This is a genomic window from Prevotella sp. khp7 (genome assembly GCF_900109055.1).
Classification (GTDB): Bacteria; Bacteroidota; Bacteroidia; order Bacteroidales; family Bacteroidaceae; genus Prevotella.
Map to the genome: position 1 here is coordinate 329,001 of NZ_FOIV01000004.1, position 19,636 is coordinate 348,636.

Annotated in this window: 18 protein-coding genes; 10 read left to right on the forward strand and 8 right to left on the reverse strand. The window is 50.0% G+C overall.

Features of this window, described 5'->3' with window-relative positions; translation table 11 throughout:
• Positions 1 to 12 precede the first annotated feature (12 nt).
• From BMX82_RS11705 to BMX82_RS13250, 3 genes are all read left to right on the forward strand, one after another.
• On the forward strand, positions 13 to 1,284 hold the full coding sequence (locus tag BMX82_RS11705; protein ID WP_091769197.1) for a histidine phosphatase family protein: 1,272 nt from the start codon (positions 13 to 15) through the stop codon (positions 1,282 to 1,284).
• The gene (locus BMX82_RS11710; RefSeq protein WP_091769200.1) at positions 1,277 to 2,281 is read left to right on the forward strand and encodes a glycoside hydrolase family 18 protein; all 1,005 of its coding nucleotides are present in this window, start codon (positions 1,277 to 1,279) and stop codon (positions 2,279 to 2,281) included. The genes BMX82_RS11705 and BMX82_RS11710 overlap by 8 nt, the downstream gene beginning before the upstream one ends.
• A gap of 137 nt (positions 2,282 to 2,418) precedes the next feature.
• On the forward strand, positions 2,419 to 2,553 hold the full coding sequence (locus BMX82_RS13250; protein WP_255327761.1) for a hypothetical protein: 135 nt from the start codon (positions 2,419 to 2,421) through the stop codon (positions 2,551 to 2,553).
• An 85-nt stretch (positions 2,554 to 2,638) separates the two neighbouring features.
• Here BMX82_RS13250 and BMX82_RS11715 read toward each other — a convergent pair whose 3' ends face one another.
• The gene (locus BMX82_RS11715; protein WP_036909725.1) at positions 2,639 to 3,046 is read right to left on the reverse strand and encodes a DUF4332 domain-containing protein; all 408 of its coding nucleotides are present in this window, start codon (positions 3,044 to 3,046) and stop codon (positions 2,639 to 2,641) included.
• A gap of 119 nt (positions 3,047 to 3,165) precedes the next feature.
• On the opposite strand from BMX82_RS11715, the gene rmuC reads away from it, so the two are divergent.
• Both rmuC and BMX82_RS11725 read left to right on the forward strand, forming a co-directional pair.
• On the forward strand, positions 3,166 to 4,491 hold the full coding sequence (gene rmuC, locus BMX82_RS11720) for a DNA recombination protein RmuC (RefSeq protein ID WP_231622169.1): 1,326 nt from the start codon (positions 3,166 to 3,168) through the stop codon (positions 4,489 to 4,491).
• Positions 4,492 to 4,500: 9 nt separating this feature from the next.
• Positions 4,501 to 5,061 carry a 4'-phosphopantetheinyl transferase family protein gene (locus tag BMX82_RS11725; RefSeq protein WP_091769203.1) on the forward strand — a complete coding sequence of 187 codons (561 nt, stop codon included), beginning with the start codon at positions 4,501 to 4,503 and terminating at the stop codon, positions 5,059 to 5,061.
• On the opposite strand, the gene BMX82_RS11730 is transcribed toward BMX82_RS11725, so the two are convergent.
• The gene (locus BMX82_RS11730; RefSeq protein ID WP_051949641.1) at positions 5,062 to 6,645 is read right to left on the reverse strand and encodes a helicase HerA-like domain-containing protein; all 1,584 of its coding nucleotides are present in this window, start codon (positions 6,643 to 6,645) and stop codon (positions 5,062 to 5,064) included.
• 83 nt (positions 6,646 to 6,728) lie between these two features.
• Here BMX82_RS11730 and BMX82_RS11735 point away from each other — a divergent pair, with 83 nt between their 5' ends.
• Positions 6,729 to 7,259 carry a peroxiredoxin family protein gene (locus BMX82_RS11735; RefSeq protein WP_091769207.1) on the forward strand — a complete coding sequence of 177 codons (531 nt, stop codon included), beginning with the start codon at positions 6,729 to 6,731 and terminating at the stop codon, positions 7,257 to 7,259.
• A 16-nt stretch (positions 7,260 to 7,275) separates the two neighbouring features.
• On the opposite strand, the gene BMX82_RS11740 is transcribed toward BMX82_RS11735, so the two are convergent.
• Together BMX82_RS11740 and BMX82_RS11745 are read right to left on the reverse strand one after the other, a co-directional pair.
• Positions 7,276 to 7,749, reverse strand: coding sequence for an HU family DNA-binding protein (locus tag BMX82_RS11740; RefSeq protein ID WP_036909727.1), 474 nt, complete (start codon positions 7,747 to 7,749; stop codon positions 7,276 to 7,278).
• 299 nt (positions 7,750 to 8,048) lie between these two features.
• A complete protein-coding gene (locus BMX82_RS11745; RefSeq protein ID WP_036909728.1) occupies positions 8,049 to 8,981 on the reverse strand; it encodes a hypothetical protein in 933 nt (310 codons plus the stop codon).
• A gap of 211 nt (positions 8,982 to 9,192) precedes the next feature.
• Here BMX82_RS11745 and BMX82_RS11750 point away from each other — a divergent pair, with 211 nt between their 5' ends.
• On the forward strand, positions 9,193 to 10,320 hold the full coding sequence (locus tag BMX82_RS11750; protein ID WP_036909729.1) for a helix-turn-helix transcriptional regulator: 1,128 nt from the start codon (positions 9,193 to 9,195) through the stop codon (positions 10,318 to 10,320).
• Positions 10,321 to 10,403: 83 nt separating this feature from the next.
• On the opposite strand, the gene BMX82_RS11755 is transcribed toward BMX82_RS11750, so the two are convergent.
• The gene (locus BMX82_RS11755; protein WP_143058368.1) at positions 10,404 to 11,312 is read right to left on the reverse strand and encodes a hypothetical protein; all 909 of its coding nucleotides are present in this window, start codon (positions 11,310 to 11,312) and stop codon (positions 10,404 to 10,406) included.
• A gap of 131 nt (positions 11,313 to 11,443) precedes the next feature.
• Entirely contained in the window at positions 11,444 to 12,874 is a 1,431-nt protein-coding gene (locus tag BMX82_RS11760) for an ATP-dependent DNA helicase (RefSeq protein ID WP_036909733.1), read from the reverse strand.
• 170 nt (positions 12,875 to 13,044) lie between these two features.
• Between BMX82_RS11760 and BMX82_RS11765 the strand changes: the two genes are divergently transcribed.
• Complete coding sequence (locus tag BMX82_RS11765) at positions 13,045 to 13,842, forward strand: DUF3822 family protein (RefSeq protein WP_091769213.1); 798 nt, start codon at positions 13,045 to 13,047, stop codon at positions 13,840 to 13,842.
• Complete coding sequence (locus BMX82_RS11770; protein ID WP_036909735.1) at positions 13,839 to 14,390, forward strand: RsmD family RNA methyltransferase; 552 nt, start codon at positions 13,839 to 13,841, stop codon at positions 14,388 to 14,390. Before BMX82_RS11765 ends, BMX82_RS11770 begins: the two co-directional genes overlap by 4 nt.
• Here the strand turns inward: BMX82_RS11770 and cls are convergent.
• Positions 14,362 to 15,774, reverse strand: coding sequence for a cardiolipin synthase (gene cls / locus BMX82_RS11775; protein WP_036909736.1), 1,413 nt, complete (start codon positions 15,772 to 15,774; stop codon positions 14,362 to 14,364). The two genes, BMX82_RS11770 and cls, sit on opposite strands and share 29 nt — an antisense overlap.
• Before the next feature lies 1 nt (position 15,775).
• Positions 15,776 to 17,713, reverse strand: coding sequence for a DNA primase (gene dnaG, locus BMX82_RS11780; RefSeq protein WP_091769216.1), 1,938 nt, complete (start codon positions 17,711 to 17,713; stop codon positions 15,776 to 15,778).
• 158 nt (positions 17,714 to 17,871) lie between these two features.
• On the opposite strand from dnaG, the gene BMX82_RS11785 reads away from it, so the two are divergent.
• A complete protein-coding gene (locus BMX82_RS11785) occupies positions 17,872 to 19,533 on the forward strand; it encodes a GDSL-type esterase/lipase family protein (protein WP_410524416.1) in 1,662 nt (553 codons plus the stop codon).
• The last annotated feature ends 103 nt before the right edge of the window (positions 19,534 to 19,636 follow it).

A 19,636-nucleotide genomic window follows, 5' to 3' on the forward strand; every position in this document is an offset into this window, starting at 1 on the left:
AGCATCAACCTTATGAACCATCGTATCATTCCCCTGTTTATATCTCTGGCAATGACCGTTGCGGCAACGGCCCAGACATCAAAGGAAGAAATCTATAAAGACATCTATCGCACAGGCTCAAACTACTTTGCCTATCCCAAGCCGAAGACCCAGAAGCTGACAATGGCTCCCAAAGGCTACGAGCCCTTCTATATCAGCCACTACGGGCGACACGGCTCGCGCTACATGTCGAATAACGACTACTATGTTACGGCCATCAACAAACTTGACAGCGCCCGCCAGTTTGGCATTCTCTCAGCGAGAGGTGAAGATGTACTTACCAAACTACAGATTGGATATGCCGACGCATGGAACCGCGATGGCGACCTCTCAAAGCTTGGTGCACGGCAGCACCGCGAGATAGCTCATCGCATGTATGAGCGTTTCCACGAGTTGCTGTCTCAGCCTCTGCAAATCGATGCGAAATCATCAACATCACGTCGTTGTATGCTGAGTATGTTCAACTTCTGTCAGGAATTACAGATCATGAACCCCAACTTGGAGATTGCTATGGACGCCAGTAAACGCGACATGAAGTACGTCGTTGAGGATCTCAGCATCAAACCTAAAGCGACAGCGCAGAGTGAGACCTACGAGCAGCAGCGTTCTGCCATTTTCGAACGAGCCCACAACTCCGACCGTCTGATGGCATCGTTGTTCACCGACGTACCTCGTGCAAGCCTGTTCGTCGACGGCAGGATGCTGATGGAAGCTCTTTACAATGTGGCAGAAGATCTGCAGAACGTGCCCGAGCTGAACATCTCGCTGATAGATATCTTCACCAAGGACGAGCTGTTTAATATGTGGACTGGCTATAATGCCGGCTGGCTATTATCAGCAGGTCTCATTCCCGGCTCTACTCCCAACTATCTGCAACAAAAAGAAGTGCTCGACAGCATCGTCAGCACGGCCGACCATGTGATCCAAGCCGGCAAGCCTTGCATAACACTCCGGTTCAGTCACGACAGTTCTGTTCTGCCATTAAGCTTCTTGCTTGGTTTAAAGGAGGCTATGGGAGGTACGTCTGATATAGAGAATCTGTACAAGCATATCTCTATTGATAAAATTATCCCAATGGCAGCCAATATCCAGTTAATCTTCTACCGTAAAAAGGGCTCCGATGACATTCTTGTCAAGTTCCTACTCAACGAGAACGAGACTTCTGTTCCTGCCCTTAAGACAAACTGTGCCCCCTATTATCACTGGTCTGATGTCAAAGAATACCTAATCACGAAGCATGAATAAGATATTCTTATTGGCAGCATTACTCATAACCACCATTCAGACAGATGGGCAGAACGTACCAAAGATTGAGCAGAGCACAGCCGACAGTCTCAATTTCTCTGGTGAAAAGGTCGTTACCGCTTATGTGACCTCCTGGTCCGAAACGATTCCAGACCCTATGGAAATGACTCACATCAATTATGCCTTTGGTCATGTAAGCCCATCTTTTGATGGTGTCGTTATAGACAATGTCAATCGTCTCAAGCAGATCGTTGCCCTTAAGAAGCAGAACCCGAAGTTGAAAGTCGTGCTTTCCGTAGGGGGATGGAGGAGTGGTCGTTTTAGTGAGATGGCTTCTTCGTCAGTCTGCCGTAAACGTTTTGCCGACTCCTGCTGTCAGATAGTAAAGGAACTTGGTCTTGACGGTATAGACATTGACTGGGAATATCCCACCCAATCTACAGCCCAGATATCATCATCGCCAGATGACACAAAGAATTTCACGCTTCTCATGCACGATCTTCGCTCTGCTTTGGGGGAACAGCACATTCTTTCGTGTGCTACTATTGCCAGCGCGGAATATATCGACTTTAAGGAATGTATTCAATACCTGGACATGGTCAATGTGATGTCATATGACATGGGCGACCCTCCTTATCATCACTCTGCCCTATACCCATCAGAGATTACAGACTGGATGACGACCTCACAAGCCGTTGAAGCCCATCTCTCATCAGGAGTTCCCCGGGAGAAGTTAGTCATGGGTATTCCTTTATATGGACGAGGCGTAACAGAGAACGACGGAAGCATGACGGAATGCTGGCATTCGAAATCAGAGGTTCCCTATTGGGCTGACAAGGACGGGCAACTTGTCTATGGATATGAGAACGAGCGATCCGTCAGCATCAAATGTCAGTACGTTATAGACCACAACCTTAAAGGATGTATGTACTGGGAATATGGCGGCAAGGAGCAAGAACCTCTTCGTCATCGCATCCGCACTCTCTTATTAAACTAAACAGAAAAGACATCACTGTTTGGATATGTGTTTATTTTTTCCGTCTAAAAGTTTGGCAGATTACGTGAATCTTCGTATCTTTGTAGCGTGATTCTGATGAATCGCAATATTACTTTAATCTTCATTAAAATCAGACGATGGAAAAGATATCAGGACACAGCTCTCGTCGAGCCAGAATTGAGACCCAGTATGTAAAGCCCTCCATGCGGGTAGTAGACATGCAATTAACGCAGTTCATCTGTATAAGCGGTCAGTGGGGTCTTATCGATTAAAAAGAAAAACCTGTCTAAAATTCAGAAAGACATCAAAGATACTGAAGTTAAAAAATCCCCGACGACTAATCGGGGATTTTTCTTATTAATATGTCATTTTAGGCTCAAGCTCTTTGGCTTGGTCAATCATTTTCTGTACTTCGCTGACGGCAGGCACACGATTGCAGATGTTCTTGGCATCGTTCACCTCAACAAGCTTCGGCTGCAGGTTCTCTGCCAGACGATGACGGAACTCCTTCACGGTGTCAACGCCAGCGGCTTCGAGCAGTTCGGCAAACTGCGGTCCTACGCCATTGATACGGAACAGGTCAGCATGGTTTGTCCACTTCAGAATCAGTTTCTCGCTGATGCCAGTTGCCTCTGCCAGCTCCTTGCGCCCCTTGGGAGCAGCGCATTTCTCAAGCAGTTCGCTCACCTTGTTGATACCAGCTGCTACGAGTTTCTCAGCGTAAACGTCGCCTACACCTTCAATGTCGATAATCTTATAATCCATAATCTTTAAAGTTTTAAGTTAATGATAAATGGTTTTTGTACGGGGCAAATATACAAAAAAACTCACAGATTAATCGGAATTACGAAGTTTTTTTTTAATTTTGCAACAAAATTAACAGTATGATGACAGCCTTATATATTATAATAGGTGTGGCGGTAGGCGCCGTGTTGCTCTACCTGCTCATGGACCGTAAGATGGACGCGCTCCGCATTGAGGGCGGCAAGAAAGACATAGAGCTCTCCATGAAGGGTGAGCAGTTGCAAGAGGCCACCAGTCGTCTGCACCATCTGGAAGCCGAGAACAAGGATCTTCACGCCAGGGCTGAGGCCCAGGGGCGTGAGCTGCAGCTGGTGCGCCAGCAGATTGAAGCAGAACGTGGAGAGCGCAAGGAGGAGAGTGAGAAGCGCGACGCCCAGTTTATGAACATGGCGCAGCAGGTGCTGGAGCGCAGTGCCTCGAAGCTGAAAGAGTCGAATACCGAGACGATGACAGGCATCACCCAGCCGCTGAAAGACGCCATTGCCAACATGCAGAAAGCCATCGACGAGAACAGCAAGGGCACCGTGGCACAGGCAGCTTCGTTCCGCGAGCAGATACGCCTGATGATGGAACAGACCCAGCAGCTTGGCGAGCGTGCCGAGAGCCTCACCAACGTGCTCCGCCGCGACAATAAGGTGAGTGGCAACATGGGCGAGATTATTCTTGGCGACCTGCTGTCGAGTCAGGGTCTTACCGAGGGCATTCACTATGAGGTGCAGACCCGTTTGCGCGACGAGATGGGCCGTCCCTTGAAGCACGACGAGACGGGCAAGGAGATGCAGCCCGACGTGATACTGCATTACCCTCAGGGCCAGGATGCCATTGTCGACTCAAAGGTGTCGCTCGTTGCCTATGAGAAGTATGTCAATGCCGAGACGCCAGAGGAGAAGGAGCGCTACCTGCAGGATCATATCAAGAGTGTGCGCAGCCATGTCAACGAGTTGGCGCGTAAAGACTATTCCAAGTATATCAAGAACGGGCGCGACGCAGTAGACTTCGTGATTATGTTCGTGCCCTTCGAGTCGTCGTTACAGTTGGCCCTCGCCAATGACCCTACCCTCTGGCGCGAGGCTTTCGAGAAAAAGGTCTTTGTCACAGGAGAGCAGAATCTGCTGGGCATCCTCCACATGATACACATTGCCTGGGTGCAGAACCAGCAGGCCGAGAACCAGCAGAAGGTGTTCGGACTGGCCGAGCAACTGCTCGACCGTCTGGGCGACTTCGTACATCGCTACAATGAGCTGGGCGAGAAAATCCACAAGGTGCAGGAGGCTTACGACAGTGCAAACAACAAGCTCATCACGGGTCGCCAGAGTGTGGCTCAGAAAGGCCGCGAGCTTGTTGACCTCGGTGCCAAGGAGAATGCCAACCGCAAGATTCCCATGCCCGAAATCGGACTAGAGTAGAGATATAAAATGAAGATCTTAGTCAGCGAAGATATTTGGAGTTTTAATCTCGAGACGGCTTTGAGGGAAATCTCTGAGCAGCGACGGGAACAGGCCCTGAAGTTCAAATACGAACAAGGGCAGAGGCTCTGCGTGCTCGCCTACCAGCTGCTGAAACAGGCACTGAAAGAGGAATACGGCATCACGGAGAATCCCATCTTCGAATATAATGAACATGGCAAGCCATCCATCGTGGGTCATCCTGAGATATTCTTCAACCTGAGCCACTGCAAAGAGGCGGCAGTCTGTGCTATCAGTGATCAGCCCGTCGGCATCGACGTGGAGAGCATCCGCGAGTTCAAGGAGTCGCTGATGCGCTATACCATGAACGATGACGAGACTGAACAGATTACACAGTCGGCGCAGCCCGATGCCTCCTTCATCAGCCTCTGGACCATGAAGGAAGCCACGCTAAAGCTTCTGGGCACAGGCATCAGCAGTGACCTCAAGACCGTCATCGACCCCACTAAATATAAATATACCACCATCAACCGACAGCGGTATATCTATACTATATCCGAGTTCTTATAATCACTTCACCAGATTCCCGAGGATATCACGGGTCAGCTCCTTGGTGATGGTACGTGTGGCAGCACTCGTGGCATTCTTCACCACACGACCCTTGGCCGATGTCCTCGACTTCGTCTTCTTACCCGTCACCTTGTCGCTCACATACGTGCCAAGGATAGTGGCCAGCGTCGAGGTGATAGCTGTCAGCACGGCCTTCCACACCTTACTCATCATGCCTGCCTTCTTTTTCTCGGCCTTTGCTTCTGCAGGCTTCGGAATATCTATCTCAGCCGCCTGCTGCTCGGCTTCTGCCAACTGGCGGTCGGCCTCGGCCACGAGCACCTCAAAGGCACTCTCACGATCCACCGGTGTATCGTATTTACCATAGATGCGGCTCTGCTTGATGATGTCAAGGCGCTGCCCCTCGGTTACGGCACCGATCTGCGACAGCGGGAACAGAATCTTTGCACGCTCAACGATGCTGGGGGCACCCTTCTCGTCGAGGAAGCTCACCAGCGCCTCACCCGTCTCGAGGTTCATAATAGCCTCGTCGGTCTTGAACTCCGGATTGGCACGGAAGGTGTCGGCGGCGGTCTTCACGGCCTTCTGGTCTTTCGGCGTATAGGCACGCAGAGCATGCTGCACACGGTTGCCCAACTGTCCGAGTATATTCTCAGGAATGTCCGTCGGACTCTGGGTGATGAAATAGATGCCCACACCCTTCGAACGAATCAGTCGTATCACCTGCTCTATCTTGTCAAGCAACGCCTTCGAGGTGCCATCGAACAGCATGTGCGCCTCGTCGAAGAAGAACACCAGCTTGGGCAGCTCCATATCGCCCACCTCGGGCAGCGTTGAATAGAGCTCGGAGAGCAGCCACAGCAGGAACGTTGAGTAGAGCTTGGGCTGCATCATCAGCTTGTCGGCAGCCAGCACGCTCATCACGCCCTTACCCCCTTCGGTCTGCATCAGATCGTAGATGTCGAACGAGGGCTCGCCGAAGAACTTATCGGCCCCCTGACTCTCCAACTGCAACAGAGCGCGCTGGATAGCGCCTACCGTGGCAGTCGAGATATTGCCATACTTCGTAGTGTACTCCTTGGCATGCTGCGATACCCAGTCGAGCATCGAGCGAAGGTCCTTCAGGTCAATGAGCAGCAGACCGCGCTCGTCGGCTATGCGGAACACGATGTTCAGCACTCCGTCCTGCGTCTCGTTCAGCTGCATCAGTCTCGACAGCAGCTGAGGCCCCATCTGCGAGATGGTGGCACGCATGGGATGTCCCTGCTCACCGAATACATCAAAGAATCTTACGGGACAACTCTGGAACTCAGGATTCTCAATCTGGAACTCGGGCAGGCGCTTCTCTATGAATCCACTCAACTTGCCCACCTGTGAGATACCGCTCAGGTCGCCCTTCATGTCGGCCATGAAACAGGGTACACCTGCCTGACAGAAGGTTTCAGCCATCACCTGCAGGGTAACGGTCTTTCCTGTACCTGTGGCTCCCGCAATGAGTCCATGACGGTTTGCCATCTTACCTGTAATGCTGAGCGCGCCGTTGGCGCAGTGGGCTATATAGAGCCCTCTTTCCTTGTCGTACATAAGATTTATAGCTTTAAAATTTTTGGCAAAGATAATAAATTATTCTCAGATTATTCGTACCTTTGCCAAAAATTTGTTGAAATATGAAGTTTTTTAGAACCATAGCCCTCTGTCTCCTGATGGGAGCAGCGATAGGAGTAAGCGCTCAGACTGAGGCCGGCGACGACCTCGACAGTAAGTATGCAACCGAACTGATCAAGCCGGGAACCGTGGCTCCCGACTTCAACATGGTGACCCCGAGCGGCGAGAAGTTCCAGTTCTCGGCTTTTGCCAAGGGCAAGACCGTGGTGCTCGACTTCTGGGCATCGTGGTGCCCCGACTGCCGTAAGGACGCCCCCGAGGTGGTGCGCCTCTATCAGACCTATCATCAGAAGGGCGTAGCCTTCCTCGGCATCTCGATGGATACCGACGTAGAGGCCTGGAAGAACGCCATCGGGAAGTTCGGCATCGAATACCCGCAGGTCAGCGAACTCAAGAAGTTCAAGGAGACCGATATTGCCAAGGCCTACGGTGTGAAATGGATCCCTTCGATGGTGGTCATCGCCCCCGACGGCAAGGTGGTTCTCTCCACTGTCGACCTCACGAAGCTCGAACGGTATCTGAAGGAACTCTGATACCCGATTCCCCCTTTTAGATTTTGCGGATATGTCCGCCTCGGCGCACGCGCTTAGCTACGTGCCCGTCTTCATCGTATGCGGAAACCTGCTCCAGCGTGCAGTCGTTGGTAAAGGCTCTCACGATTCGCTGGTCGCCGGCATTGATGCGGTGGCCCTGAGGTGTGTACTTACATACGATGTCCTTCACGTGTTTCTGCACACTGAACTCCTCAGGACTGTCTACACACTCACTGCGAATGCTGAGGTAGAACTTCCCCAGCTCGTTGAGGTTCACCACCATGCCGTCTTTCAACCCGTTCTCCACTTCCTCCTGAAGGGCCGTGATGACGGCTCGAACGTCGGCACGTGTTACTGAGCAGCGGTTCTGGATACGTCGTTCAATCTCGTCCATCGTCAGCTCTCCCTGCTTCAGGGTGTGGGCAAACCACTTCTTGTATACACTACTACCTTTGATGTTGCTTTGTCTTAATGTGAAATGTAATGCCATAACAGTTTGTATTTAGTATCTGATTCGCTGGCAAAGATAATCATTTCTCCTGACATATACAAGCCCTAAACATGACAAATATATGCCCAATAGATGTAATTTAGATTATTTTGCAAAACAATTTAGACTAAATTGCAGAGCAAAATAGATTAAATTGGTGAGCAATTTAGTCTAAATTGCAATCATGCAGATAGTCTTTGTCACCTTTGCGGATATGCTCTGGCAGCCAAAAGAGAAGGCTCTTCCAATTGCGGAAGAGCCTTCTGTCGCTGTAAATGCCTCTTAAGCCGGGGAGTTTGCTAATCTTTTAAGCTAGCTTTATTTTTGCCAAGCACATAGACGGGTGAACCGTCACTGCTCTCGTTGATAACCTTATCACCATACTTCACCGTTTCATTGTTATTATAGTAAACCATGACAAACGACGTCACTCCAGCCAAAGTTCCAATTACAGGCTCATCGGCATCATCGTCAAGATCATTCTCGAACAGGGCCTTGCCAGCATGCTTGATGTATCTCTCGTTCACCTTAGCCCATGTCTCACCTGCGTTATATTGCACACAAAGGACAGGAGCCAGCATCATCGGAATTTTACGAACTGAAGATATCTCTGCATCCACACCTCTTGATCCTACCGGAACAACATCAATTACCAGATCCTTCACCATAATAGGATAGACAACTTCAACCGATTTTTTATTTAAGTTTTCAATCTGGTCGGTTTTGTCAACACCGTTAACGGCGATGCCTTTGAAATCGAGGATGAGCATATGGGGATAACCGAACTGTTCATACGTGTTGTTGGCAAGGTTGAAGACAATGATCGAAGAGGTCAGCTCCTGATACCCATCTTCTCCGAATTCCATCTTTGTGTCAACAACAAGTCTGATCTGATCGTCTTTTGCATCATACGTCAGTTTGGTCTTACCCAGGGCCTCTTCAATGTCTTCCTCTTTATCTGAGCCCTCACTTAATTCTACAGACTTAAGAACAAACTTTCCGTTCTGTCTCTTAAACTTCACCTGCAAATCTTCAGCGTCACCTTTCAACGCAAAACTAGTAAAAGCCATGTCGATGGTTACCACTGCACCCTCATCAAGAGCTTCTGCAAGTACGGAATTTGATTCTACAGGATTGTCTGAAAGACCAAGGATGTCATCACAACTCGTCAGCACGGGAGTGGTAAGCACAAGTACCCCTCCCAACAGGATGTTAAAAAGATTCTTTTTCATTTTTGTTTATTGATTTATTTGTAATGGTTGAATTTGTGCCACAAAGTTACGAAATATACACGACACAAGTTACAGAAACAAGTCATTTGGTGTGCAATCTTTAACTGTTTGGTGTATAATTTACCATAAAAACAAAGAAATTGTACACCAAAACGCATTATATTGAAAGAATTTTCGTATCTTTGTAGACGTTTTTTCAAGAAATCAGGTTATGGTTGAGGATATGCAATATACAGGGGTGATGCTGATGGCACTGATGACGATGGCATTGGCATTCTGGATGCCCAAGTGGCTGAACGACGACCGTGTGGTGAACCGTTCACGCTGGCTGATGGCTGGCGGACTGGCACTGTTGGGCATGCAGTTCTCGCTACAATACCATTATGGATTCCGGGCGATGGGCGTCACTCAGGCGGTAATCATCAACCTGCTTTTCTTTATTCCCTGCTCAACGCTCATCTCGCTGAGCATGCTCAACCTGCAACGGCAGGGGCGAATACGCTGGCGGGAATGGTTTGTTGGCCCCGTAGCCCTGGCTGCCGCAGCCGCCATCATGCTGACGGCGGCAGGGATGAACGGCCAGCCCCTGCTGTCGGACACGCCCGAGATGCGTCAGGCGGCACTGATGGCAAGCGTATGCTACATCACAATGCAGGTATGTTATACCTACCTGCTGCTCACAGAGCTCCACCGCATGAGGGCAGCACTAGCCAACTACTTCGACCGCGAGCGGAGCAACATGCTCAGATGGATGCAATACAGTATCATGGTGCTCACCGTTCTGGCCCTGCTGGTGCCCGTACTGATATATCATACAGGACTGATACTGTCTGCATACGGACTACTCTTCGTGGGAAGCATCTTCTACATGTGGCTGCAGTTCGTGGGCTACATACGCACCAATGCCGCCATGCAGATGCGTGAGGCCGAGGAGAACGAAGAGGAAGTGCAACAGGAAGTGGAGGACGACGCCCGTGAAAACAAAAAGGCGACAAGCAAAGACACGACACACCGCATCGCCAAAGCGGCCGACCACTGGCTCGCCCAAGGCGGCCATCTGCGCAGCGGTATCACCATCAAGACGGTGGCCCAGGAGATCGGCGTACCTCGTTACCAGCTGACGAACTGGCTGAAGACCACCAGCCACGAGCAGTTCAGCAGGTGGATTACCTTCCATCGCATTGAGGCGGCCAAACAGCTGCTGAAAAGCCACCCCGACTGGAGCAACGAGACGATAGCCCAGCAGTGCGGTTTCAACACACGCAACTATTTCCAGACCGTATTCAAGAAAAGCACAGGTCTGTCGCCGACAGAGTATCAGACAAGTCAAAGCCACTAACAACATAACAGAAGGCTCTCCTAATTGCAGGAGAGCCTTCTGTCTTTTCCACCCCCTCTTATGTCAGGGGACTTGGGATATTATCATGTACCTTGATTAAAAATCCTAAATTCATATACGGGATGCTCGGCTTTGTCTTTATAACCTACCTTATCACCGTATTTCACATTAGTGTTATCATCTTTATAACGCAAGTTAAACTTCATTGCAGGCTCACCATTCACCACGACAGAGCCTTCTACAGCTTCATCAAGATCAGGGTCAACACCGCCATTGAACAAGGCCTCACCTGCTATCTTGGTATACCTATCGTTCACGTCGGCCCAGGTCTCGCCGTCGTTATAATATACAGAAAGCCACTGAGTCTCCGGATCGACATATCTGGTGCCGGCTACAGCTCTTGACATAACCATAGACCGAATAGCCTTGACTGTCTCCTTATACGAATTCTTAATCAGTTTGGTCTTGTCAACGCCATTTACAGAGATGCCTTTAAACGTAAAGGTCATAGGGCAGGGATAGCCAAACTGCTGATACGTGTCATTGTCAACATCGAAGACAATGATAGAAGAGAGCATGCTCATAGAGCTTTCAATTTCTTCACCCTCAATAAATAGCTTGCCTATGAATTTTATCTGATTGCTACTCTTCTCATACTTCAGTCTGAAGTGCTGAGCAAGCAATTCCAGAGTTTCTTCGTCCACATCGACCTCTACGTCTGGGCCCGCATCCGCAGTAGCTGTCTTAAAGACATACTGACCGTTCTTCTTCTCATACGTCACCTGCGCGTCTAAGGAGAAATTTTCCCCTTCCACATTGCCGGTCATACTCATGTCAATGGTTACTTCGGCACCATCCTTGATAGCTTCGGCAAGGGCCGACGACTCTACGGGATTGTCTGAGAGACCAAGGATGTCATCACAGCTTGTCAACGCGGGAGCGGTAAGCACAAGCACCCCTCCTAACATAATACTGAATAGATTTCTTTTCATTGTTGTTTTTTTGATTTATTTATAATGGTTGAATTTGTGACGCAAAGTTAATAATTATATATAATACAAGGTGTAATATCAGGCACTTAGGTGTACAATCTTTAGCAATTCCGGTGTACAATATATCTGATTCAAGGCATCAGAGGCTCTTCCATCTGGGTTTTAGGCCAGTTTACGAGGAAGAGTTTTTCCGTGGCTCGGGTGAAGGCCGTATAGAGCCAGTGGATATAGTCAGGGGTCAGCATATCGTCGGTCATATAACCCTGGTCGATATACACATGTGCCCACTGGCCACCCTGCGCCTTGTGGCAGGTGACGGCATAGGCGTATTTGATCTGAAGGGCATTGTAATAACGGTCGCCCTTCAGTTTCTTAATGCGCTCGGCCTTAAGGGAAACGTCGGCATAGTCGTCCATCACGGCATTATACAGTTGTTCCTGCTGGTCACGGGTCAAGGCCGGCGCCTCTGTAGTCAACGAGTCCATGATGACGGTGGCCGTGAGTTCGTAGTCGTCGTAGTCGGGAAACTGCATGGTGACCTCGGCAAAACGGAAGCCATAGAGCTCATGCACGTTCCTCACCCGCTGTACCACAACCAGGTCGCCATTGGCAACGAAAGGAATCTCCTTGGACCCTTCTGTCCAGAAATAGTTGTTCTTCACAATCATGAGCTGGTCGCCCCGACAGAGTTCGTCTTCACGATCGAGCACAGTATTACGGATGCCCTGGTTATAGATGTTAGCCCGTTTATTGCTCCGTGTGATGACGATAGTATCGTCGAGCCCTACACGACTATAGCTGCTGGCCAGCTGTTCTATCAGTTCGTCGCCTGGCACAACCTGGATATCGGCAAAACCCTTGAAGCGTATCCTCGGCAACCGGGTCATCTCGTCGTATGTCACCATCTGACGTATCATCGTGGCATTGGAGAGTATGCCCGAGTCCTCACTCTGGCGCAACACCTGATTGAGGTCGCACTCATACACCTTCATGCCATAAGCACGCAGCATACCCGCCATCAAGGCCGGACTCTCCTCCTCGCCCACAGGGGGCAGCTGTGCCTTGTCGCCTATGAGCAGCATACGGCAGTTCTGATGATTATACACAAACCGCATCAGGTCGTCGAGCAGACAGCCGCTGCCGAAGGCCGACTCGCCCAAGCCAAGGTTAGAAATCATCGAAGCCTCATCTATTATAAATAAGGTGTCGCGGTTCAGGTTGTCGTTGAGATTGAAAGCCGAGAGGTCGCCCGCCGACTTCTGCCGATAGATACGACGATGGATGGTATAGGCCGCAGAACCTGCATTCAGGGAGAATACCTTGGCAGCACGCCCCGTAGGTGCCAGCAGGATAAGCTTCTGCTTCAGACTCTTCATGGCCCTGACCATGGCACCAGCCAGCGTGGTCTTACCCGTTCCGGCAGAGCCACGCAGAATCATGACCACATGCTCGTCGCGATCAGTCATGAACCGGGTAAACACGTCGACGGCCTCGGCTTGTTCTGCCGTAGGCGCGAATCCGAACGTCTGCAGGATGCGGTATTTCAGCTCGTCTTGAATCATAACGGGCACAAAGATAAAAAAAATCTGCGAGAATCTGTGATATCTGTGTCTTTTTTCGTATCTTTGCAACCGATTATGCAATTGAACAATAAACTGACGAATATCATCCTCGCCATAGTCGCCATAGCACTGTTGGTGCTTTGCGTGGCCAGCGTAATTAATGCAAAATAATGGAGAACAGGAAGATGACCATACGCCTGGGAAAGAGTTCACTTTCCTTTACGATGCACGACGCTGCCAACACGGAGCGTCCCATCATCTTCGAGCCCTACATCGTGAGGGGCGGCATCTCTATGACGGCCAACCTGAGAGAGGCCTTCAAGAGCGTTGAACTGCTGACGCCCGATATCCGCCGTTGCCAATTGCTGGTCGACACCCCATCGATACTGGTGCCTATCGAGCAGTTTGAGGAAGACGACATGGAAACCATCCTCAACCACGCCCTGCCAATGAAGTCGGCAAAACGCATCGTGCACTACAATGTGCTGCCCAATCTGAAGACGGTATGCCTGTTCGGAATCGTCAAGGAGGTACAGGGGGCCATCGACGACCGCTTCGACGACGTTCAGTTTATCCATGCTATGGTGCCTGTATGGAACCATCTGCATCAGCGCAGCTTTACAGGTCACCGCAATAAGCTCTATGCTTATTTCCACAACAAGCATCTCGATGTATTCAGTTTCCAGCAGAACCGCTTCAAGTTCTGCAACACCTTTGAGGCCTCGCATGCTCACGATGCACTCTACTTCCTGCTCTACGTTTGGAAACAGCTTCACCTGGAAGCAGAACACGACGAGCTGCACATCGTAGGCAACATTCCCGAACAGGACTGGTTGGTTCCTGAGCTGAAACGCTATCTGCAGAAGGCATACGTCATCAATTCCTCTGCCGACTTCCAGCAGGCACCTTCCACCAAGATTGCCGGCATGCCCTATGACCTCATGACATTACTTACTAAAGGACGATGAGAATAATCACTGGCATATACAAGGGACGGCATTTCGACATTCCCCGTTCGTTTAAGGCAAGGCCCACTACCGACTTTGCCAAGGAGAACATCTTCAATGTCCTGACTGCCTACATGGACTTTGAGGATGCCACGGCTCTCGACCTCTTCTCTGGTACCGGCAGCATATCGCTCGAACTAGTGTCGCGTGGCTGTAGTCATGTATTCAGTGTAGAGATGGATCGCGATCACCACCGTTTCATACAGGAATGTCTGAAGAAGCTCAACACCCAGGTATGCGTGCCCATCCGCGGCGACGTGTTCCGCTTCATTAAGTCGTGCAAGCATCAGTTCGACTTTATCTTTGCCGACCCTCCCTATGCGCTCAAAGAGCTTGGCACCATTCCCTCACTTATCTTCGAGAAAGGACTGCTGAAGCCCGATGGGGTCTTTGTGTTTGAGCACGGCAAGGACTACGACTTCTCAAACGATCTCCATTTCGTAGAGCATCGCAGCTATGGCAGCGTGAACTTCTCGATTTTCAGAGCAACGGGGAAAGCATCCTTGTAAGGCTCTCCCAAAGACGAGCGAGGAACTTCGCGTTCATTCGTTCAGGTATATCCGACAAAAGTCTGGCATGTGTCATATCCTGAAGGAAGACATCCTTCAGGCGCAAAGCAACTTGCTCGTCGAAGAAAAAGATGTTAGCCTCGAAGTTGTTCTCAAAGCTACGGAAATCAAGATTGGTAGAGCCACAGGTGGAAATAGCATCGTCGCATACCATCAGCTTTGAATGAAGAAAACCGCCTTCATAGAGACTCACCTGTACACCGGCCTCCATGGCTTCACGCAGATACGACCTGCTGGCCCACTCCACAAAACGGGCATCGCTGTGCAAGGGACAGAGCACCCTGACATCAACACCGGCCAAGGCCACTGTTTTCAAAGCGAAAAGCACAGAGTCGTTGGGAAGGAAATATGGTGTCTCGATATACAGATAGCGACGGGCTCCCAGAATGATTCGCACAAAGCCCTGCATAATCTCAGGATAGGGCGTTACCGGCCCACTGGTTACCACTTGAGCAATCACGTCGTTGGCAATATCGGCGACAATGGGGGGATAATATTTCCTATCAGACAACAAAGAGCGGTCAACGAAATACCAGTCGACCAAGAAAGCGCGCTGGAGTCCATAGACACCGCCACCCGTCACCCTCAACATGGTATCACGCCATGACTCGCTGCAATAGCGCATGGCGATGTTCATGCCGCCAATATAGCCTATTTGTCCGTCGATGACAATGATCTTACGGTGGTTGCGATAGTTCACCTTACTCGTAAACTGCGGGAAGTGTACCGGCATGAACGGCACTGCCTCGATACCTTCCTCACGCATACGTTCAAAGAAGCGGTGCCTCACCTTCCAGCATCCCACATCATCGTATATCAGTCTTACCTCGACACCCTCACGCGCCTTGTCTATCAGGGCATCGCTGAAGAGTCTGCCAAGCGCATCGTCGGCAATGATATACATACCGATATGTATATGGCTCTTGGCCTTCCGTATATCAGCCAGCAGGGCGGTAAAAAACTGATAGCCATTGGTGCAGATATCCACCTCATTATCTTTAAAAGGCAATGCCAGGCTCTGGTTCACGAAAAGATCGATCAGTGGCTTGTGCTTATCGGGTAGCTTAAGATCCTGCTGCTCAGCGAACTCCAGCATGGAGCGTTTGGTCAGCAGGTTCATGCTGCGCTCACTCACATAGCGCTCCTTGCGGGTGTTGATGCCAAAAAAGAGGTAGAACACGATACCCACCACAGGTACGAACCATATCACCAGTGCCCAAGCCATCGTCTTCGCAGGTTGACGATTGTCGAGTATCACATGGATAATCGCCACAATCACGATTATCTGATAGACACTGAATAATATGAGTTTCCAACTTATCATCCTATACTACTATGTCATTGCCTAGTTGTTTGGCCAAAGCGTCACGCAACAGCTGAGTCTCTTTGTAGTCGGCCAACAAGGCCTTTACTTTCTCCATATCAGAGCCCACCGTATTCAGCTGGGCCTGAATATCCTTCAGTCGTTTCTCCACGATGTCGAGTCGCAAGTCAAGCACCAGATGGAGCACATGTTGCAGTAAGGCTCCATCGCGGTCTTTCAACTGGAAGCTCTTACCCAACTGATGACGGTCGATGCCAAGTTCTACAGCCAGCTGACTGATTTGGATGTCAGAGTGCTGCATAAAATAGGTCTCAGCCTTAAAGCCTTCCTCGCCACTATGTTCTACGGCCTCTTGCAGTATCTGGTTATATCGGTCGTCGTGGAAGGAGAGCCCGTCGGATCCGAGGTCGAAAGCCACATATTGAGCCACCGTCAAATCGGTTTTTCCTCCGTCTTCGGTCTCAATATCCTTATATATTACTTTTTCGCCATCACGGATGATGCACTGCACCAACAGACGCTCCACCTCGTGGGTCTGTTCATCGATGGTGTGCAGACCGATAAATGTCGGGGAGGCATTCTCAGAGCTCTGACGTTCTGCGTCACGCTCAGCCTGTTTCTCCTTCTCCTCATGACTCTTGCGAATCATATCGTTCATCGCATTTACGAGGGTCTGTTCTTTCAGTTGAAGTCGCTGAGAGAGGATACGTACATATTCGTCACGTAACATCTTATCAGGAATCACCGAGATACTCTTCAAGATGCCGCTGATGGCCTCAGAGCGTTTCACAGGATCAGTGATGCCTTCAACCGTAACCTTAGCCTTAAAGGTGATGAAGTCTGTCTGGTTCTGCTCAATATATTCCTTAAACTCCTGGACAGAGTGCTTACGGCTGAATGAGTCGGGATCGTCTCCGTCAGGCAATAAAAGCACTTTGATGTTCATACCCTCCTCCAACAGCATGTCGGTACCGCGCATGGCAGCATGGATACCGGCCTCATCACCATCATATAATAAGGTAATGTTCTGCGTGAACCGCCTTAGCAGTTTAATCTGGTGGATAGAGAGTGCCGTACCCGAGTTAGCCACCACATTCTCCAGTCCGCACTGGTGCATGGCTATCACGTCGGTATAACCCTCTACCATAAACACACAATCCTCCTTGGCGATGGCCTTCTTGGCCTGATAGAGTCCATAGAGTTCGCGTTCCTTATGATAGATTTCCGAGTCGGGCGAGTTCACATACTTCTGTTGCACACCCTTAGTACGCGAGTCAAGCAGTCGGCCTCCAAAGGCCACTACCTTTCCACTCACATTCAGCCAAGGAAAGATCACACGCCCTGCATATCGGTCATGAATGCCTTTCTCACCATCAATACACAGACCTGTCTTTAAAAGAAACTCTACCTGATACCCTGCCTTCTGAGCAGCAAGGGCAAGAGCATCGCGCTTTTGAAGGGCATAACCTAGTCCAAACTTCTCGATGATATCATCACGGATGCCTCGGCTACGGAAATATTGCTTGCCTATCGCGATGCCGTCAGGGTCGTTCTTCAGCATATCCTGAAAATACTTCTGTGCCCACTCGTTGACAATAAACATCGATTCACGGTCACTCTGCTCCCGCTTTTCTTCGTCTGTCAGTTCTTTTTCCTGTATCTCGATGTTGTATTTCTTTGCCAACCAGCGCAGGGCCTCCGGATAAGTAATCTGCTCATGCTTCATGAGGAAGTTGATAGCTGTTCCACCTTCTCCACAGGCAAAGCACTTGCATATCTGCTTCGATGGCGACACCATGAACGAAGGGGTGGTATCGTCGTGGAAGGGGCACAGGCCCTTATAGTTCACACCAGCCTTTCGCAGGGTCACGAACTCTCCCACCACGTCGACTATGTTCGTGGCGTCCATGATTTTATCTATCGTCGCTCTATCTATCATAACGCCGACAAAGGTACGAATAAGCGAGGAGAAATCCAAATTTTATTTGGGTTTTCTCGAGCGAAAGTACCTTCGGGCAATGCTCAAAGTTTCGAATAATTTTGTAATTTGCAAAATTCTTATTAACTTTGCAGCGCAAACACTTAAAAATATTTTCGATGATGAGAAGACTACTACTGCTTATAGCACTCTCAACTTATTATGTCCTGCAAATCAATGCACAACGTTTCGACGATCTGCCCACGCCCGGAGGTGAAGAAAAGGTGATAGACAACACGCCCGACTCCATCGCCAAGGCTTTGATGAATCGCCCAGCCCCCGGTTCCACCCGTCAGGGATTGAATCCAGTACTATTCCTGATAGGTAACAGTACCATGCGCAACGGCACTTTGGGCAATGGGAACAACGGCCAATGGGGCTGGGGTTACTATGCTAGTGATTTCTTCGACGGCCGTAAGATTTCCGTTGAGAATCAGGCTCTGGGTGGTATGTCTACCCGCAACTTCTATACCGACCTGTGGCCAGCCGTTCGCCAAGCCCTGAAACCTGGAGATTGGGTTATCGTATCCATAGGTCATAACGACCATGCAGACTTCTTTGATGCAAAGCGTGCCCGTGGTGTCATCGACGGTGTGGCCGAAGACACAATGATAGTAGGTTTCAACCTCCGCAAGCAAATCCCCGACACCGTCTATAGCTATGGGCACTACCTGCGCTGCTATATCCATGAGATCCGTGAGGCAGGAGCCAACCCCATCCTCATGTCGCTCACCCCGCGTGATGCCCGCGACGATAAAGGACTTATCATCCGCAAACCACAAACCCAGTGGGCGGCCTACGTCGCTGCTACTGAAGGTGTGCCTTTCGTCGACCTGAATGAGATTTCGGGTGCAAAACTCGACAGCTATAGCCTCTGGAAACAGAAATACCACTTCTACGGCGACAAGATTCACACCTCTGCCTTCGGAGCCCGCCTTAACGCCCGCTCTGCCGCTGAGGGAATCTACTATTCAAACAATCCCCAACTCAAGCCCTTGCAACAGATGATGGTAGGTGTGGCACCGCCTATGGCAAACGTAAAGCGTCAGAAAGGCAAACCCGTGGTGTTTATCTGTGGCGACTCCACCGTGAAGAACATCGATAAGTCCGACCATTCTGGCATGTGGGGCTGGGGAGCACTAGCCAACACTGTGTTCGACACTCTCAAGATCACCGTCACCAATCAGGCCATTGCCGGGCGCAGCACACGTAAATACCTGAACGAAGGCCGTTGGGAACGAATCTATAACAGTCTTCAGCCTGGCGATTTCGTGCTGCTACAGTTTGGTCACAACGACATTGGCGACTTAACCAGTAAAAAGGCACGCGCCGTCATTGCCAACGCCCAAGACACCTGTCATGTCTATCAGATTGAGGATGAAGGGCGCTATGAGCTCATCTACTCCTTCGGCTGGTATCTGAAGAAATTCATCGACGATGTTCGCGAGAAGGGAGCCACCCCCATCCTACTCTCTCTCACACCACGCAACGAATGGCCTGGTGGCAAGATTGAGCGCCGCGATGACAGCTATGGCCGTTGGTATCGCGAGGTCATCCGTCAGACTGGCGTAGAATTTATCGACGTTCATAACATATCTGCCGATTTCTTGGATAAGAAATATGCCGGACGCGATTCTGAGAAGTGTAAGCAGAAGGCCGCCGTTTATTTCAACCACGACCACACACACACTTCCTACAAGGGAGCCCAGATGAATGCCCGTAGCCTAGCCAAGGGTCTGAAACAGAACCACTCATCACTCGCCTCCTATCTCAAGAGATAGCAAATCAGCCCAGACGTTGATTTTCTTAGATTTATTTTGGTTATTTAAAAATAAAGTTGTACATTTGCGGCCAAATAGCTATAAACCAAAATATATTAGAGAG

Coding starts and splice junctions, on each gene's coding strand:
- BMX82_RS11730 (WP_051949641.1), bottom strand. CDS start 6,645: ATGTACGACAAGGAAAGAGGGCTCTATATAGCCCACTGCGCCAACGGC.
- dnaG (WP_091769216.1), bottom strand. CDS start 17,713: ATGATAGATAGAGCGACGATAGATAAAATCATGGACGCCACGAACATA.
- cls (WP_036909736.1), bottom strand. CDS start 15,774: ATGATAAGTTGGAAACTCATATTATTCAGTGTCTATCAGATAATCGTG.
- rmuC (WP_231622169.1), top strand. CDS start 3,166: ATGATGACAGCCTTATATATTATAATAGGTGTGGCGGTAGGCGCCGTG.
- BMX82_RS13250 (WP_255327761.1), top strand. CDS start 2,419: ATGGAAAAGATATCAGGACACAGCTCTCGTCGAGCCAGAATTGAGACC.
- BMX82_RS11750 (WP_036909729.1), top strand. CDS start 9,193: ATGGTTGAGGATATGCAATATACAGGGGTGATGCTGATGGCACTGATG.
- BMX82_RS11760 (WP_036909733.1), bottom strand. CDS start 12,874: ATGATTCAAGACGAGCTGAAATACCGCATCCTGCAGACGTTCGGATTC.
- BMX82_RS11770 (WP_036909735.1), top strand. CDS start 13,839: ATGAGAATAATCACTGGCATATACAAGGGACGGCATTTCGACATTCCC.
- BMX82_RS11740 (WP_036909727.1), bottom strand. CDS start 7,749: ATGGCATTACATTTCACATTAAGACAAAGCAACATCAAAGGTAGTAGT.
- BMX82_RS11745 (WP_036909728.1), bottom strand. CDS start 8,981: ATGAAAAAGAATCTTTTTAACATCCTGTTGGGAGGGGTACTTGTGCTT.
- BMX82_RS11785 (WP_410524416.1), top strand. CDS start 17,872: ATGATGAGAAGACTACTACTGCTTATAGCACTCTCAACTTATTATGTC.
- BMX82_RS11755 (WP_143058368.1), bottom strand. CDS start 11,312: ATGAAAAGAAATCTATTCAGTATTATGTTAGGAGGGGTGCTTGTGCTT.
- BMX82_RS11715 (WP_036909725.1), bottom strand. CDS start 3,046: ATGGATTATAAGATTATCGACATTGAAGGTGTAGGCGACGTTTACGCT.
- BMX82_RS11735 (WP_091769207.1), top strand. CDS start 6,729: ATGAAGTTTTTTAGAACCATAGCCCTCTGTCTCCTGATGGGAGCAGCG.
- BMX82_RS11705 (WP_091769197.1), top strand. CDS start 13: ATGAACCATCGTATCATTCCCCTGTTTATATCTCTGGCAATGACCGTT.
- BMX82_RS11765 (WP_091769213.1), top strand. CDS start 13,045: ATGGAGAACAGGAAGATGACCATACGCCTGGGAAAGAGTTCACTTTCC.
- BMX82_RS11725 (WP_091769203.1), top strand. CDS start 4,501: ATGAAGATCTTAGTCAGCGAAGATATTTGGAGTTTTAATCTCGAGACG.
- BMX82_RS11710 (WP_091769200.1), top strand. CDS start 1,277: ATGAATAAGATATTCTTATTGGCAGCATTACTCATAACCACCATTCAG.